The following is a 14,212-nucleotide window of genomic DNA, read 5'->3' on the forward strand; positions in this document are numbered from 1 at the left end:
CGTCATCCGTTCTAGGTCGTCGGCAAGTATGCGCCGGCACGATGTGGCGTGAGCGTGCAGCGTAGAATTGGCGCATGAGCAGATTAGTCCTGATCGACGGGTCCAGTTACCTGTATCGCGCGTTCCACGCGCTTCCGCCGCTGACCAATGCCCAGGGCGAGCCCACCGGTGCCTTGTTCGGCGTGGTCAACATGCTGCGCGCCACCCTGAAGGAACGCCCGGCCTATGTCGCGTTCGTGGTGGATGCGCCGGGCAAGACCTTCCGTGACGATCTGTATGCCGACTACAAGGCCAATCGTCCGTCGATGCCCGACGACCTGCGCGCGCAGGTGCAGCCGATGTGCGACATCGTGCATGCGCTGGGCATCGACATCCTGCGCATCGACGGCGTGGAAGCCGACGATGTGATCGGCACGCTGGCCCTGCAGGCCGCCGCCGACGGCCTGAGCGTGACCATCTCCACCGGCGACAAGGACTTTGCCCAGCTGGTCCGCCCGGGCATCGAACTGGTCAACACCATGAGCGGCAGCCGCATGGATTCGGACGAGGCGGTGATCGCCAAGTTCGGCGTGCGCCCCGACCAGATCGTCGACCTGCTGGCGCTGATGGGCGACACCGTGGACAACGTGCCCGGCGTGGAGAAGTGCGGCCCCAAGACCGCCGCCAAATGGCTGGCCGAATACGACTCCCTCGATGGGGTGATCGCCAACGCCGACAAGATCAAGGGCAAGATCGGCGACAACCTGCGCGCCGCGCTGCCGCGGCTGCCGCTCAACCGCGAACTGGTCACCATCAAGACCGACGTGACCCTGGCCAGCGGCCCGCGCGCGCTGGACCTGCGCGAGCCCAACGCCGAAACGCTGGCGGTGCTGTACGCACGCTACGGCTTCACCCAGGCGCTGCGCGAACTCGGCGGTGCAGCCGCCCAGGCCGGCCTGTCGACCGAACCGATGCCGTTGGGAGCCGCCGCAGCCAGCGCCCGTACCGAACCCGGACGCGCGCGCGGCACCGGCTTCGTGTCCGGCCCGGCCAGCGCCCCGGTGGACCTGGACCCCGCGTTGTCGGCGCCCGGCCAGTACGAGACCATCCTGACCCAGGAACAGCTCGACAGCTGGATCGCGCGCCTGCGCGCCGCCGGCCAGTTCGCCTTCGATACCGAAACCGACAGCCTGGACCCGCTGCAGGCCGACCTGATCGGCCTGAGCGTGGCCGCCGAGCCCGGCCAGGCGGCATATCTGCCGTTCGGCCACAACTTCCCCGGCGCCCCGGCCCAGCTCGACCGTGCCCAGGCGCTGGCGCAGCTGGCGCCGCTGCTCACCGACCCTGCGGTGCGCAAGCTCGGCCAGCACGGCAAGTACGACCTGCACGTGATGCGCCGCCACGGCATCGCCCTGGCCGGCTACAGCGACGACACCTTGCTGGAAAGCTTCGTGCTCAATTCCGGCAGCGCCCGCCATGATATGGACAGCCTGGCCAAGCGCTACCTGGGCTATGACACGGTCAAGTACGAGGACGTCTGCGGCAAGGGCGCCAAGCAGATCCCGTTTGCCCAGATCAGCCTGGACGACGCCACCCGCTACGCCGCCGAAGATGCCGACATCACCCTGCGCCTGCACCAGGTGCTCGGCCCCAGGCTGGCGGCCGAGCCGGGCCTGGAGCAGGTCTACCGCGACATCGAGATGCCGCTGGTGGAAGTACTGGCACGCATCGAAGCCAACGGCGTGTGCGTGGACGCGGCCGAACTGCGCCGCCAGAGCGCGGACCTGTCCAAGCGCATGCTCGCCGCCCAGCAGAAGGCCACCGAGCTGGCCGGGCGCAGCTTCAACCTGGATTCGCCCAAGCAGCTGCAGGCGCTGCTGTTCGACGAGCTCAAGCTGCCCGCCGTGGTCAAGACGCCCAAGGGCCAGCCTTCGACCAACGAAGAGGCGCTGGAAGCCATCGCCGACCAGCACGAGCTGCCGCGGGTGATCCTGGAATACCGCGGCCTGACCAAGCTGCGCAGCACTTACACCGACAAGCTGCCGGAAATGATCCACCCGCAGTCCGGGCGCGTGCACACCAGCTACCACCAGGCCGGCGCGGCCACCGGGCGGCTGTCCTCGTCCGATCCGAACCTGCAGAACATCCCGATCCGCACCGAAGACGGCCGCCGCATCCGCCGCGCCTTCGTCGCCCCGGCCGGGCGCAAGCTGATCGCCTGCGATTACTCGCAGATCGAACTGCGCATCATGGCGCACCTGTCCGGCGACCCGGGCCTGGTCGGTGCGTTCGAGTCCGGCGCCGACGTGCACCGCGCCACCGCCGCCGAGGTGTTCGGCCGCACCATCGACACCGTCAGCGCCGACGAGCGCCGCGCCGCCAAGGCGATCAACTTCGGCCTGATGTACGGCATGAGCGCGTTTGGTCTTGCCCGGCAGCTCGGCATCGGCCGCGGCGAGGCGCAGGACTACATCGCGTTGTACTTCAGCCGCTACCCGGGCGTACGCGACTTCATGGAAACCACCCGTCAGCAGGCACGTGACAAGGGCTACGTGGAGACGGTGTTCGGCCGCCGGCTGTATCTGGACTTCATCAACGCCGGCAGCCAGGGCCAGCGCGCCGGCGCCGAGCGCGCCGCCATCAACGCACCGATGCAGGGCACCGCCGCCGACATCATCAAGCGCGCCATGGTCAGCGTGGACGGCTGGATCGCCGACCACGCCGAGCGTGCGCTGATGATCCTGCAGGTGCACGACGAACTGGTGTTCGAAGCCGAGACCGATTTCGTCGACACGCTGCTGAGCGAAGTGACCACGCGCATGTCGGCCGCGGCCGAATTACGCGTGCCGCTGGTGGTCGATTCCGGGGTTGGCGATAACTGGGATGAGGCGCACTGACGCAGCAGATAAGGCTGATATGCTGAATGCGCAGACCAGACATAATACGAATCGAGCCTGCGCCGATGGAATGAATAACCGCTAAATTCTACATATTTTTAACAGTTATCTTCACGATCCATCAATGTAGAAAATGGTGTCATATCCCTCGACGGGCGCAACGCCTGTCGGCAGATCTCTCCCATCCCCTGGAGCAGATCTCGGAGCGGAAACTACTCCCCAAGTTTCCGTTCCCTGGCCCCGCCGACCTCCCCCTGGTCTGCGGGGCTTTTTATTTCCGGCCTGCAATTATTTTGCTACGCAACATAACCGGTTCATCGTATTGCACGCTCCACCGGCGTCGCGGGAAATCACAAATTTAAATAGGTCGAATTAACTCAATCGATCAACACAGCGTTTCATTAGCGCTGCGTTTTTTAATTGAGGGATTCAACCGAGCCAGTCGCGCGGGACCAGATAGTCCATCAGCCGCGCCTCGGCGCTGCCCGGTTCTGGCGTAAAGCCGTATTCCCAGCGCACCCGTGGGGGCAGGCTCATCAGGATGCTTTCGGCCCGCCCGCCACTTTGCAGGCCGAACAAGGTGCCGCGGTCGTAGACCAGGTTGAACTCCACGTAGCGACCGCGGCGGTAGAGCTGGAACTCGCGCTCACGCTCGCCGTAGGGCGTATCCTTGCGGCGCTCGACGATCGGCAGGTAGGCATCCAGGAAGCCGTCGCCAACCGCGCGCTGGTAGGCGAAGTCGCGTTCGAAATCCTGCCCCAGGTCGTCGAAGAACAGCCCGCCCACGCCACGCGTCTCGTTGCGGTGACGCAGGAAGAAGTATTCGTCGCACCAGCGCTTGTGCGCGGCATAGCGCTCCTCGCCGAATGGCGCGCACAGCGCCTGCGCGGTGCGGTGCCAGTGCAGCACGTCCTCGTCCACCGGATAGAACGGGGTCAGATCGAAGCCGCCACCGAACCAGGCCGCCACCATCTCGCCATCGCGCTCGGCACGGAAGTAGCGCACATTGGCGTGGGTGGTGGGGATGTGCGGGTTGTGCGGGTGGAACACCAGCGACACGCCGCAGGCGCGCCACGTCGCCCCTGCCAGCTCTGGCCGGTGCGCACTGGCCGAAGGCGGCAGGCGCGAGCCGGACACGTCCGAAAACCCGATGCCGGCCTGCTCGAACACCGCGCCATCGCGCAGGATGCGGGTGCGCCCGCCACCGCCCTCCTCGCGCTGCCACAGGTCTTCGGCAAAACGCGCGCTGCCATCGATGGCTTCCACGGCAGCGCAGATACGGTCCTGCAGGCCGGTCAAATAATCGCGTACACGGTCGAATTCGTTCATGCCACGATTCTAAGCGGTGCATCGCGCTTCATGCAGCCGGGCAAACGCGCCCGTTTGTCGCAGGGCGAGGCGCTGCGGCGTGTAGGTGTAGGCATCGGGTACTTGGCCAGGCAGGCTTTGCCGGCTCGTCCCACGCCAGGATTCATATGCCGGCTGTTTTCTAGTTGGGACCGGGCAGTGTGGGCGAGGCAGAAGCAGCAGAAGCGGAAGAGGAAGAGGAAGCAGAAGCAGGGCACGCGATCGGCGGTCTGGCTGCAGGGCCCTTGCCCGCCCACCATCGCAGGACACGCCGCAAGTACGTCCGTGTAGGCTCTTACGCGGCATCCATGCCGCGTAAGGTCCCGCGACGGTGGGCGGACAAGGACCCGTCGCGATGGTGGGTGTGCATGGTTTCGACAGAGCAACCGGTAACCGGTGCGGTGTCCTTACCGGTTCCGGGACCCTTGGCGGCATGGATGCTGCCAGGAAGCCTCCACAGACGGATTCACGGCGTGTCCCGGAAGTGGTGAGGGCATGCGCCCTCGACTCACCGGGCTTGTGATTCAAGCCTCGTGCCGTGTCTAACCGTCGCCACGGCTCGACGTCTCGATTCCCTCATGCGTTGCGCCCGCGCGAGGCGGCAAATTCGGCGCGCACTGCGGGCGTGCACAACCGCCATGCCAGCGCTGCGTGGAGACAGCCGATTGCCAGCACGCCCAGGCCTGTCAGCAGCAACGCCACCTGGCGGGTTGCCTGCAGGCGCGCCTGCAGCTGCGGCCACTCGGGGCTGTGCACGACATCGGCAGGCAGCATCGCCTGCACGCCCTCGAACAGCGGCCCGATCAACGCCAGGCCACCGACATTGAGCAGTGCGGTCACCAGCAACACCGCCACGAACCCGACCCGCGCCCACTCGCGTCGCTGCAGCAAGGCCCAGCTCAACCATGCGAAGGCCACCGACAGCACCACGCCTACGACGGACAATGACAACGCATGATCGATCAACCACTGCAACGAGGTGGGCAGGCTGATCCCTTCGGGCAAGCCCAGCGCCGCCGCGTCGGGCATCAGTACGATCATCACGATCTGCAGCAGGTTGGACATCGCACTGACGACACCCAACAGCAGGGACACCCATGCCAGCGGCGTGACAAAACCGCCGCGCGGTCGAGGGCGCGGTGTCGGCGCGCTCATTGCAGCGATGCGATATGGGCGGCCACGGCGGCCTGGCCATCCGGATCCAGGGCCGGCTGCAGTTGCGCGTACCAACCGGGCAGGGCGTCGGCCGGCAGGCACTGGCGCAACAACGGTGTGCTGCGCTCCAGGAAGGCCTCGAAGAAGGGCAGCCCGCGCACGTAGAGGAAGTGGCTGTCGGTGATCGACATGCCGGCGTAGGCCTCGCGCAACCACTCCAGATGCGGCAACGCGTGCGCGCCGTGACCGGCGCGGGTCAGCGCGGTGAGGAAGCTGGTGCGTGCGGTGGCCGGCGAGGTGGAGCGCTCCTGCGCATTCAGATCGTCGAAGGTCAGCAACCACTGTTCGCCACGATCGATCTCGTTGCACATCACCGAGGTGGTCGCCAACTGCAATGCGTTGTGCGCGGTAGGCTCCAGTTCGTACAGCGCCAGCCAGTGCGGGTATGCCTCGCGGTAGCGGTCCAGCGCGCTCAATGCCAACGCGCAAAGACGTTGCGCGTCGGCACCCAGGTGCAGCTGCGCTTGCGCAGCGTTGTAGGCGCCAAGCTGATCGCCGCGCTGGAACAGGCTCAGTGCGGGCTGCAGTGCCGGGTCGATCTGGACCTCGGTATCGGTGTCATCGGCTGCAGCTGCCGGCGCTGCGGTCGGTTCGGCTCGGGGCGTCTTCGCCACCGGGGTCTTGCGTCCAAACAAACGGTCCCACAGGCCCATCGCGATTACCTTCTGCGCGCCGCGAATCGGACACCGCTGCGGTGCCGGCGGCGCTCCGGTCGGGCGGCGGGCCGGCAAAGGGGAGCGCAATGCGCCAGCGGTCTGCCGATCCTGCGCCAAGCTTAGGGCCAGTTGCGTACGTGCAGGTGAGTGCCGGGCAGGGTGATGCATGGCGATGGCTAGCGTGGCAGCGCATCACGCGTGCAACCTGGGCGATCTGTCGCTTGCTGCAGCATGGGGATGCCGGCGCCGCGCGCCACGTCATCGACCGGGCGATGCAGCACGCATCGCCCGGCCGCAGCGGCATGGCTTACGGCTTCACCTGCTCATTGAACAGCTTGAGGATGCGCTTGTATTCGTCCAGCCACGAATCGGCACGCGTAAAGCCATGGCGTTCCAGCGGATACGGTGCCACCTGCCAGTTGTCCTTGTGCAGCTCCATCAACTTCTGGGTCATGTCGACCGAGTCCTTGAAGAACACGTTGTCGTCGATCATGCCGTGCGCGATCAGCAGATGGTCGCGCAGTCCGTCGGCGTAGTTGATCGGCGATGAGGTCTTATAGGCCTCGGGATCGAGCTCGGGCGTGTTGAGGATGTTGGAGGTGTACTCGTGGTTGTACTGCATCCAGTCGCCGACCGGACGCAGCGCCGCGCCGGCCTTGAAGGTGCCGGGGCTGCGGAACAGCGCCATGTAGGTCATGAAGCCGCCGTACGAGCCGCCGTAGATGCCGGCACGCGCGCGGTCGCCCTGCTTCTGCGTCACCAGCCACTCCAGCCCGTCCAGATAGTCTTCCAGCTCCGGGTGGCCCATGTTGCGGTAGATCGCGGTGCGCCAGTCGCGGCCGTAGCCTTCCGAGGCGCGGTAGTCCAGGTCCAGCACGATGTAGCCCTGCTGCACCAGCAGGTTGTGGAACATCTGCTCGCGGAAGTACGGCGTGTAGCGCTGCGAGACGTTCTGCAGATAGCCTGCGCCGTGCACGAACATCACGATCGGATACTGCTTGCCGGGCTCGGGGTTCTGCGGCCCGTAGTACTTGCCCCAGACCGTGCCGGCGCCATGCCTGGACGGTACCTGCACGTACTGCGGCGCGATCCACGGCTGCGCCTTGAACGCGGGCGTGCGGGTGTCGGTCAGCAGCGTGGCCTGGCCGCCTGCGGCCGGCACCACCGCCAGCTGCGGTGGCAGGTAGCTGCCTGAGTAACGCACCAGCAGTTGCTGCCCGTTCGGCGACAGGCTGAAGCCTTCCACGCCATTCAACGCAGTGACTTCGCTGAGCTGGTCGCTGCGCAGATCCAGCTTGCACACCTCGTAATCGCCCGGCCATTTCTGGTTGCACAGGAAGAACATGCTGCTGCCGTCGGCACTGGGCACCGGCATCGACACTTCCCACTTGCCGCGCGTGCGCTGGCGTGGCTTGCCGTTGCCTTCCACGGTGTACAGCTGCGAATAGCCGGATTCTTCCGACAGCAGCCACAGCGTGCGGTTGTCGGGCAGCCAGCCGAAATCGTTGAAGTCCCAGTTGATCCAGGCGCTGTCGCTCAGGCGGTGCCGCGGCTGCAACGTGGCGTTGGCCAGGTCCACGCTGGCGATCCAGCGGTCCTTGTTGTCCACCGCGCGAATCTCCACCGCCACATTGCGCCCGTCATCGCTCCAGTGCACCGCCGGCCCGCTGCCGTCGCCGTCGCTTTCCACACGGACGGCGCGGTTGCCCTTGAGCGCGTCGCGCTTGGCGGCCTTGCGCAGCGCGGCCAGCGGGTCGGTGGCGATGCCCGGCAGGGTGTCGAAGGACAGCGGTCTTGCAGTGCCGGCGCTGACATCGACCAACCACAGCGCATGCGCCACCGGTGCGTTGCGACCGACGCGGGTGCGCACTTCCTGGAATTCCTCGTAACCGGATTCGGTCACGTATTTGGGCATCTTGCCGGCCTGGCCCTCTTCGGCACCCTTGGCCTGGGTGACCACCAGCAGGTGGCGGCCGTCCGGCGACAACGCGCTGTCGACGATCTCCACCTCATCGCCCAGGTACACCGGTGCTGCCGCACGCGTGGCATCGGCGCGACGCCAGGCGTCTTCCTGGGTGCGTAACGCATCGCGCTGCTCACGGTCGCGCCGCAGCGTGGCCAGCGTGGCCAGCTGCTGCTCGCGCAACACATCGGCCTTGGGCGCAGCGTTGGGATCGCGCTCGGCCTTGACCACTGCAACCTGCGCCGTGCCGCCGTCGGCGCGCCAGTGGTACCAGTTGTTGCCCGCGCGCCAGATCGCGCCGCCATCGCTGGCAAATTGCGGCCGCGATTCGACCTCGTTGCTGCGGGTCAGCTGGGTCAGTGCGCCGGAACGCAAATCGCGCAGGAAGATGTCGCCATTGCGCGCGAACAGCATGCGCTGGCGGGTCGCGTCGTAGCTCGGGTTATCCGCATCCAGGCCGGCGCGTGCGTTGTCGGCCACGCGTTCGGCGCTGCCGCCGCCGGCGCCCTGGCGATAGGTGTCTCGCACCGGGGAACCGTTACGTTTGAGCAGGTATTGCACCTGTTTGCCGTCCCACTGCCACCAGGCCTGATCCACCGACGGCCCGATCCAGTCCGGATCGGCCATCACCTGTTCGATGGTGAGCGGTGTAACGGATTGCGCATGCGCGGTGACAGCCAGCAACAACAAGGACAGCGGCAACAATCTGGGCATCGGTAACAACTGGACGCAACGAGGAGCGGACAAGCCTAGCAGCTCGCTTCCGCCGGGGGCTTGGGCCACAGGTCATGTGCGCGGTGGGGCGAGTGCGTCATCGAACAGGCAAGGCATGGACGAGTGGCGGACGCGACCACAAGCGGTTATGCGCGCATTGGCTCGCACGGGCGTACGCGCTTGACGGCCAATGCACTCCAGCTGCAATGAGTTGGAATGTGCTTCGCGGACGGGCCTTGCCAAGGTTCCCGACCGCAGCCCTCGTGGCGCAGCCGGAAACCTCCCGACTTGCCAGCAGGGCAGGTGGCGGCCAAGCTAGCGCGCTTTTGCGATTGCCGGTTCTCATGTCCAGCCTGCCTGTTCCTGCCGTTTCCCACCCGATGGCCGTCGGCGCGCCCGGCCGGCCGCTGGCCTGGCGCGCGGGGCAGTCGGTCGATCTGGCCACCTTCATTGCACACGTGCATGGCCTGGCGCAGCAATTGCCGGACGGTCGCCACGCGGTGAATCTGTGCGAAGACCGCTATCGCTTCATGGTCGCGTTCTATGCGTGCGCATTGCGCGGTCAGGTGTCGCTGCTGCCGTCCTCGCGCGCGCCGGCCGTGGTCGGCGAAGTGCAGGCGCGGCATGCCGATGCCTACTGCCTGGGCGATCTGGCACTGGAGCTGGCACCGCCGCGCTATTGGCAGCTGCCGGCCGAGTTGCCGCAGGCCGCAGGCCCGATTCCGCAGCTGGCCGACGATGCCCTGGTGGCCATCGGCTTCACTTCCGGCAGCACCGGCAGCCCGCAGCCCAACCCCAAGACCTGGGGCAGCTTCCTGACCAGTACGCGTCAGGATCTGGTCGCGCTGGAAAGCCTGTGGGCGCACACCGATGCGGTGCCGCACGTGGTCGCCACGGTGCCGCCGCAACATATGTACGGCATGGAACTGTCGGTGCTGCTGCCGATGGTGACCGAGCTTGCGGTGCATGCGGGCCGCCCGTTCTTTCCGGACGATGTGGCGCGCGCGCTGTCGGACATTCCTGCCCCGCGCGTGCTGGTGACCACGCCGGTGCACCTGCGCGCGCTGGTCGAATCCGGCGTGGCGTTGCCGCCGCTGGTCGGCATCGTCTCGGCCACCGCGCCGTTGGCGCAGGACGTGGCCGCGGCCGCCGAAGCGCGGTTTGGCGGCGAGGTACGCGAGATGTTCGGTTCCACCGAAACCTGCGTGTTCGCGGTGCGCCGCACCGCGCTGGAGGCGGCGTGGACACCGCTGCCCGGTGTGCGCCTGGAAACGCAGGCGGCAGGCACCTTGGTGCACGCACCGCATCTGGCCACGCCGGTGCTGCTGGCCGACATGATGGACGTGGCTGCCGACGGCACCTTCCAGGTGCGCGGCCGGCAGGCCGATCTGCTGGAAATCGCCGGCAAACGCGCCTCGCTGGCCGATCTGACCCGTCGCCTGCTGGCCATCCCGGGCGTCGTCGACGGCACCATCGTGCAGCTCGCACCCGAGCCCGGTCAGGCGGTCGGCCGCATCGCCGCACTGGTGGTCGCCCCGACCCTGGACGAAGCGCAGATCCTCGCCGCCCTGCGCGTCAGCGTCGACCCGGTGTTCCTGCCGCGCCGCCTGCGCAAACTCGCCGCCCTGCCACGCAACGAAACCGGCAAGCTGCCACGCGATGTGGTGCTGGGTTTGCTCAACGGCTGATTGCAGGTGTCGCCACGGAGCATTGCTGCTGCGTGGCTGCAGCAGGTATCAGTACTGACGCCCGCAATCGCTCACCCATGCACCCCATCGATCTCCACCGCCAGCTCGTCGCGGCAGATCACCGCGTGCAGCAGCAGACGCGGTACCGCATCGCCGAAGCGGGCGTCCAGCGCCTGCGCCACCTTGGGCAGATCATCCTGCTCGCGCACGTAGACCTTCAGGCGGGTACCGGCGCCGAACTGCGTGGGCAGGGCGGGGGCATGCTGGCGGGCGGCACCCAGCAGGGCGTCGAAGTTGGCGAAGGTCTCTTCCAGCTGCGCCAGCAACTGGCCGGTGTGCATCGAGGCATGCCCGACCACCGCGGCGGTGCCTGACAGCAGCAGCGGCATGTCGCTGCCGGCCGGCGGCAGCATGGCGCGCGCGAAACTCGGCGGCTGCGGGCCGTACTGGCGCGGGTAGTTGTAGGCGCTGACCTGGCGCGGGTTTTCCAGCGGGGTGCCGGCGTCGCTGGCGGCCAGCCAGTAGATCTGGATGATGCGCTCGGCATCGCAGCGTCCCACCGCGGTGGCGGCCGGCAATTGCGCATTGTCGAAGGCGCCCAGGCCGCGCGCACGGCCCACGCAGAACTGCCGGTAGCGTTCGCGGTCGCCACTGCCCAGGGTGATGGCGTCCAGATAGTTCCAGATACGCAGCAGGCGCGGGGTCTGGCTGCGGGTGACGAAGGCGGTGATTTCCGCATAGGCCTTGGCGGCGGCGGCTTCGATATCGACATCCTGCTCGTCGATTTCGATCACGCCGAACTGCAGGCGGCCGTCGCTGGCCCAGGCGATGTTGCCATCGCGGCCGCTGTGCACCGCCGCGTCGGTCCGCCATACTTCCAGCACGTCGGCGTGGTACGGCTGCAGCGGCACGCGCAGGTAGCGGGGGTCGTCCAGGCGCGGCGCCGCCGTGCCGAAGCCGAACACAGCCAGCACCTGCGGGTCGGCCAGCAGTGCAGACGGGTCGGTCTGATCGACATAGTCGACCTGCAGGCGGGGATGGCGCACGGTGTGCGTGGTCTGGGCCGGGGAAGCGGTCATCGTGTGTCTCGTTGTTGCGTGTCGCGTTGCAAGGTGTCGCCATCGAAGCCGAGCGTGGCCTGACGTCGGCGTTGGCGCCAGGACTGCCAGGCGCGCGGCATCATCGACAAGGTGGTCAGTGCATAGATGGCGCGGAACGCGCGCAGACGCAGGCGCACCCTGGGGCTGTCGAACACGTCGCCGGCCAGCATCGCCACCACCGCTTCCTCGATCTGCCAGGTGTTCTGCGGTTGTGCGAACAGGGCGCGCATTGTCGGCGAGGTGAAGCGGTAGATGAACCACTTGAACTCGTCCACGCCGCGCTTGAGCTCGCGCTGCAAGGCGCGCTGCAGTCTTGCCTCGTGCTGCGGCATGCGCAGGGCCTGGTCCACCATCGCCGCACCGCGCTCGGCGCTGTGCATGGCCAGGAACACGCCGGACGAAAACATCGGGTCGACGAAGGTGTAGGCATCGCCCAGCATCAACCAGCGCGGGCCGGACATGCGCGTGCATTCGTAGGCGTAATTGCCGGTGGCATGCACCGGGGCCACGCGTTCGGCGCCGAGCATGCGCGTGCTGAGCTCGGTGTTGAGCGCAAGCGTGCGCATGAAAAAGCCCTCGCTGTCGCCTTTGCGGGTCTTCATGTATTCCGGGTAGCAGACCGCACCCACGCTCATGATGTCGTCCGGCAACGGGATCAGCCACATCCAGCCATGCGCATGGCGGTAGATGCTGATGTTGCCGGCATCCTCGCCCGGTCGGCGCGTCACGCCGCGGAAATGGCTGAACAATGCGGCCGATTGATGCCTGGCATTGGCGCGCTTGAGCTTGAGGCGGTTGCCCAGGAAGGTGTCGCGGCCGCTTGCATCGAGCAGGTAGCGCGGGCGGAACTGCTGCGCACCCGCCACGCCCTGCGCCTGCAGTACCGGCTGCTGCCCGTCGAACTCCACCGCGTCGACCTTGACCTGGTCGCGCGCATCCACGCCCACCGCGCGCGCGCGCTCGAACAGCACCTGGTCGAACTGCGCACGCGGCACCTGGAAGGCGAAATCGGCCTTGGCCTCCAGCGCATGCGCGAAGCGGAAGGTGTTGTAGCCGCCGCTGTCGTTGGGAAAGTCCGCACCGCGCTTGAGCACGCCGATGCTGCGCACGTCTTCCAACACGCCCAGGCGTTCGAGAATCGGCATGTTCATCGGCAGCAGCGACTCGCCGATATGGAAGCGCGGATGCTGCGCCTTCTCCAGCAAGGTCACCTGCCAGCCATGCTGGGCCAGGACGATGGCCGCCGCGCAGCCCGCCGGCCCGCCGCCGATGATCAGGACATCCGGACACTCGGGTCCGGGGGCCGGCCCGGCTGCCGGCTTGGCGGTCGGGGTAGGGCCAACAGCGGTGGAAGTCATCCTGGAACGAACCTGCAGCGGGCGAGCGTCATGCAGTCATGATAGCCTGACCGGCGGCCCGGACAGCTATGCCGGCCGCCGACTCGCTGTTGCAGACCGATCGACACCCTCGCCAATGCGGCCGCAAGGCCGGCGTGGCGAGTGCTCGGAATCGGCCGGCACGGCAACGTACACTGTCTGTGCCCTGCAGCATCGCCGATGCCGGCCTGACGGTTGTCTGCGCCGCTGTGGTTGTTCTGCAATTTCGCTGTGAATCTGTTGCCCGACCCTCACCTGGAAGCTCTCTGGATGTCCTCGCAAACCGCTGCCGAACGTGAACTGGCCGAACTCCTGGTCGAAAGCCTGAACCTGGAAGACGTCCAGCCCGCCGACATCGACCCGGAGGCGCCGTTGTTCAATACCGGGCTGGGACTGGATTCGATCGACGCGCTGGAACTGGCGCTGGCGATCAGCAAGCGCTATGGCTTCCAGCTGCGCTCGGACAATGACGAGAATCGTCGCATCTTCGCGTCGCTGCGCGCATTGTCGGCGCATGTCGAAGCCAACAAGACCGTCTGAGGTCGCGACCGCCGCGCCCGGCGATGCGCCCCCGTGGGTGCTGGGGCTGGGCGTGTTGCTGGCGGTGGCGTATTCGCCGCTGGCGCACTGGGCCAACGCCAGCCATCGCCCGGAGCTGGCCGTCATCGCCGGTGGCTTGCTGGTGCTGATGGTGCTGATCGAACCGATGGTCGCGCGCCGTGCCTGGGCTTGGGCGCTGGCCGTGCTGACCTTGCTGGGCCTGAGTGCGTTGTGGCACTCGCCGTACGCGATGCTGGTGCTGGCCGCGCCGCCGGTGGTGTTCACCGGCTGGGTCGCCTGGTTCTTCGGTCGCAGCCTGCGCCGTGGGCGCATGCCGTTGATCACGCGCATCGTCGAGGGGCTGTATCGCCAGGCCGGCATGCCGATCACTCCGGAGCAGTACCGCTACACGCGCCGCCTCACCCTGGCCTGGGCGCTGCTGCTGTGCGCGCTGACCCTGGTCAACCTGGTGCTGGGCCTGTGCGCCGAACCCAGTGGCGTGCTGACGCAACTGGGTTATGTCTCGCCGCTGCCGATCAGCGACGCGCGCGCATCGTTGTTCGCCAATCTGCTGGCGTACGGGGTGGTTGGCGGGTTCTTTGTAGGCGAATATCTATTGCGCGGCCGCTGGTTTCCACAGCGCCCCTATCGTAATCTGCCAGACTTCTTGCGCCAGATGGCGCGGCTCGGGCCGGAATTCTGGCGCGATCTGCTGCGCTGAGTGCGTGGCCAGGGGC

At 67.1% G+C, this 14,212-nt stretch carries 10 protein-coding genes; 4 read left to right on the forward strand and 6 right to left on the reverse strand.

The window, feature by feature from the left end; all coding sequences use genetic code 11:
• Positions 1 to 74: 74 nt before the first annotated feature.
• A complete protein-coding gene (polA, locus tag AC1KVE_RS18675) occupies positions 75 to 2,876 on the forward strand; it encodes a DNA polymerase I (protein ID WP_184458364.1) in 2,802 nt (933 codons plus the stop codon).
• 429 nt (positions 2,877 to 3,305) lie between these two features.
• Here the strand turns inward: polA and hemF are convergent, their stop codons facing one another.
• From hemF to AC1KVE_RS18695, 4 genes are all read right to left on the reverse strand, one after another.
• The gene (hemF, locus tag AC1KVE_RS18680) at positions 3,306 to 4,205 is read right to left on the reverse strand and encodes an oxygen-dependent coproporphyrinogen oxidase (protein WP_046345059.1); all 900 of its coding nucleotides are present in this window, start codon (positions 4,203 to 4,205) and stop codon (positions 3,306 to 3,308) included.
• Between the two features lie 594 nt (positions 4,206 to 4,799).
• Positions 4,800 to 5,378: a hypothetical protein gene (locus AC1KVE_RS18685; protein WP_481093087.1), complete on the reverse strand. Its 579-nt coding sequence runs from the start codon at positions 5,376 to 5,378 to the stop codon at positions 4,800 to 4,802.
• Complete coding sequence (locus AC1KVE_RS18690; protein WP_435015189.1) at positions 5,375 to 6,091, reverse strand: hypothetical protein; 717 nt, start codon at positions 6,089 to 6,091, stop codon at positions 5,375 to 5,377. The genes AC1KVE_RS18685 and AC1KVE_RS18690 overlap by 4 nt, the downstream gene beginning before the upstream one ends.
• A 310-nt stretch (positions 6,092 to 6,401) precedes the next feature.
• Entirely contained in the window at positions 6,402 to 8,762 is a 2,361-nt protein-coding gene (locus AC1KVE_RS18695) for a S9 family peptidase (protein WP_184611909.1), read from the reverse strand.
• A 353-nt stretch (positions 8,763 to 9,115) separates the two neighbouring features.
• On the opposite strand from AC1KVE_RS18695, the gene AC1KVE_RS18700 reads away from it, so the two are divergent.
• Positions 9,116 to 10,459: an AMP-binding protein gene (locus AC1KVE_RS18700; protein WP_039521168.1), complete on the forward strand. Its 1,344-nt coding sequence runs from the start codon at positions 9,116 to 9,118 to the stop codon at positions 10,457 to 10,459.
• 71 nt (positions 10,460 to 10,530) lie between these two features.
• Here the strand turns inward: AC1KVE_RS18700 and AC1KVE_RS18705 are convergent, their stop codons facing one another.
• Complete coding sequence (locus AC1KVE_RS18705; protein WP_181140995.1) at positions 10,531 to 11,538, reverse strand: chorismate transformation FkbO/Hyg5 family protein; 1,008 nt, start codon at positions 11,536 to 11,538, stop codon at positions 10,531 to 10,533.
• Positions 11,535 to 12,917 (reverse strand): NAD(P)/FAD-dependent oxidoreductase, encoded by a 1,383-nt coding sequence (locus tag AC1KVE_RS18710; RefSeq protein ID WP_481093088.1) that lies wholly within the window; start codon positions 12,915 to 12,917, stop codon positions 11,535 to 11,537. The genes AC1KVE_RS18705 and AC1KVE_RS18710 overlap by 4 nt, the downstream gene beginning before the upstream one ends.
• A gap of 288 nt (positions 12,918 to 13,205) precedes the next feature.
• Here AC1KVE_RS18710 and xanC point away from each other — a divergent pair, with 288 nt between their 5' ends.
• Complete coding sequence (xanC, locus tag AC1KVE_RS18715) at positions 13,206 to 13,475, forward strand: xanthomonadin biosynthesis acyl carrier protein XanC (protein WP_011260626.1); 270 nt, start codon at positions 13,206 to 13,208, stop codon at positions 13,473 to 13,475.
• Positions 13,476 to 13,512: 37 nt separating this feature from the next.
• Positions 13,513 to 14,196 (forward strand): COG4648 family protein, encoded by a 684-nt coding sequence (locus AC1KVE_RS18720; protein ID WP_184458499.1) that lies wholly within the window; start codon positions 13,513 to 13,515, stop codon positions 14,194 to 14,196.
• Positions 14,197 to 14,212: the final 16 nt, after the last annotated feature.

The organism is Xanthomonas sp. NCPPB 2864, from assembly GCF_056675615.1.

Excerpts from the sequence above, each read along its gene's own strand:
- polA (WP_184458364.1), top strand. The coding sequence starts at position 75 with ATGAGCAGATTAGTCCTGATCGACGGGTCCAGTTACCTGTATCGCGCG.
- hemF (WP_046345059.1), bottom strand. The coding sequence starts at position 4,205 with ATGAACGAATTCGACCGTGTACGCGATTATTTGACCGGCCTGCAGGAC.
- AC1KVE_RS18685 (WP_481093087.1), bottom strand. The coding sequence starts at position 5,378 with ATGAGCGCGCCGACACCGCGCCCTCGACCGCGCGGCGGTTTTGTCACG.
- AC1KVE_RS18690 (WP_435015189.1), bottom strand. The coding sequence starts at position 6,091 with ATGGGCCTGTGGGACCGTTTGTTTGGACGCAAGACCCCGGTGGCGAAG.
- AC1KVE_RS18700 (WP_039521168.1), top strand. The coding sequence starts at position 9,116 with ATGTCCAGCCTGCCTGTTCCTGCCGTTTCCCACCCGATGGCCGTCGGC.
- AC1KVE_RS18705 (WP_181140995.1), bottom strand. The coding sequence starts at position 11,538 with ATGACCGCTTCCCCGGCCCAGACCACGCACACCGTGCGCCATCCCCGC.
- AC1KVE_RS18710 (WP_481093088.1), bottom strand. The coding sequence starts at position 12,917 with ATGACTTCCACCGCTGTTGGCCCTACCCCGACCGCCAAGCCGGCAGCC.
- xanC (WP_011260626.1), top strand. The coding sequence starts at position 13,206 with ATGTCCTCGCAAACCGCTGCCGAACGTGAACTGGCCGAACTCCTGGTC.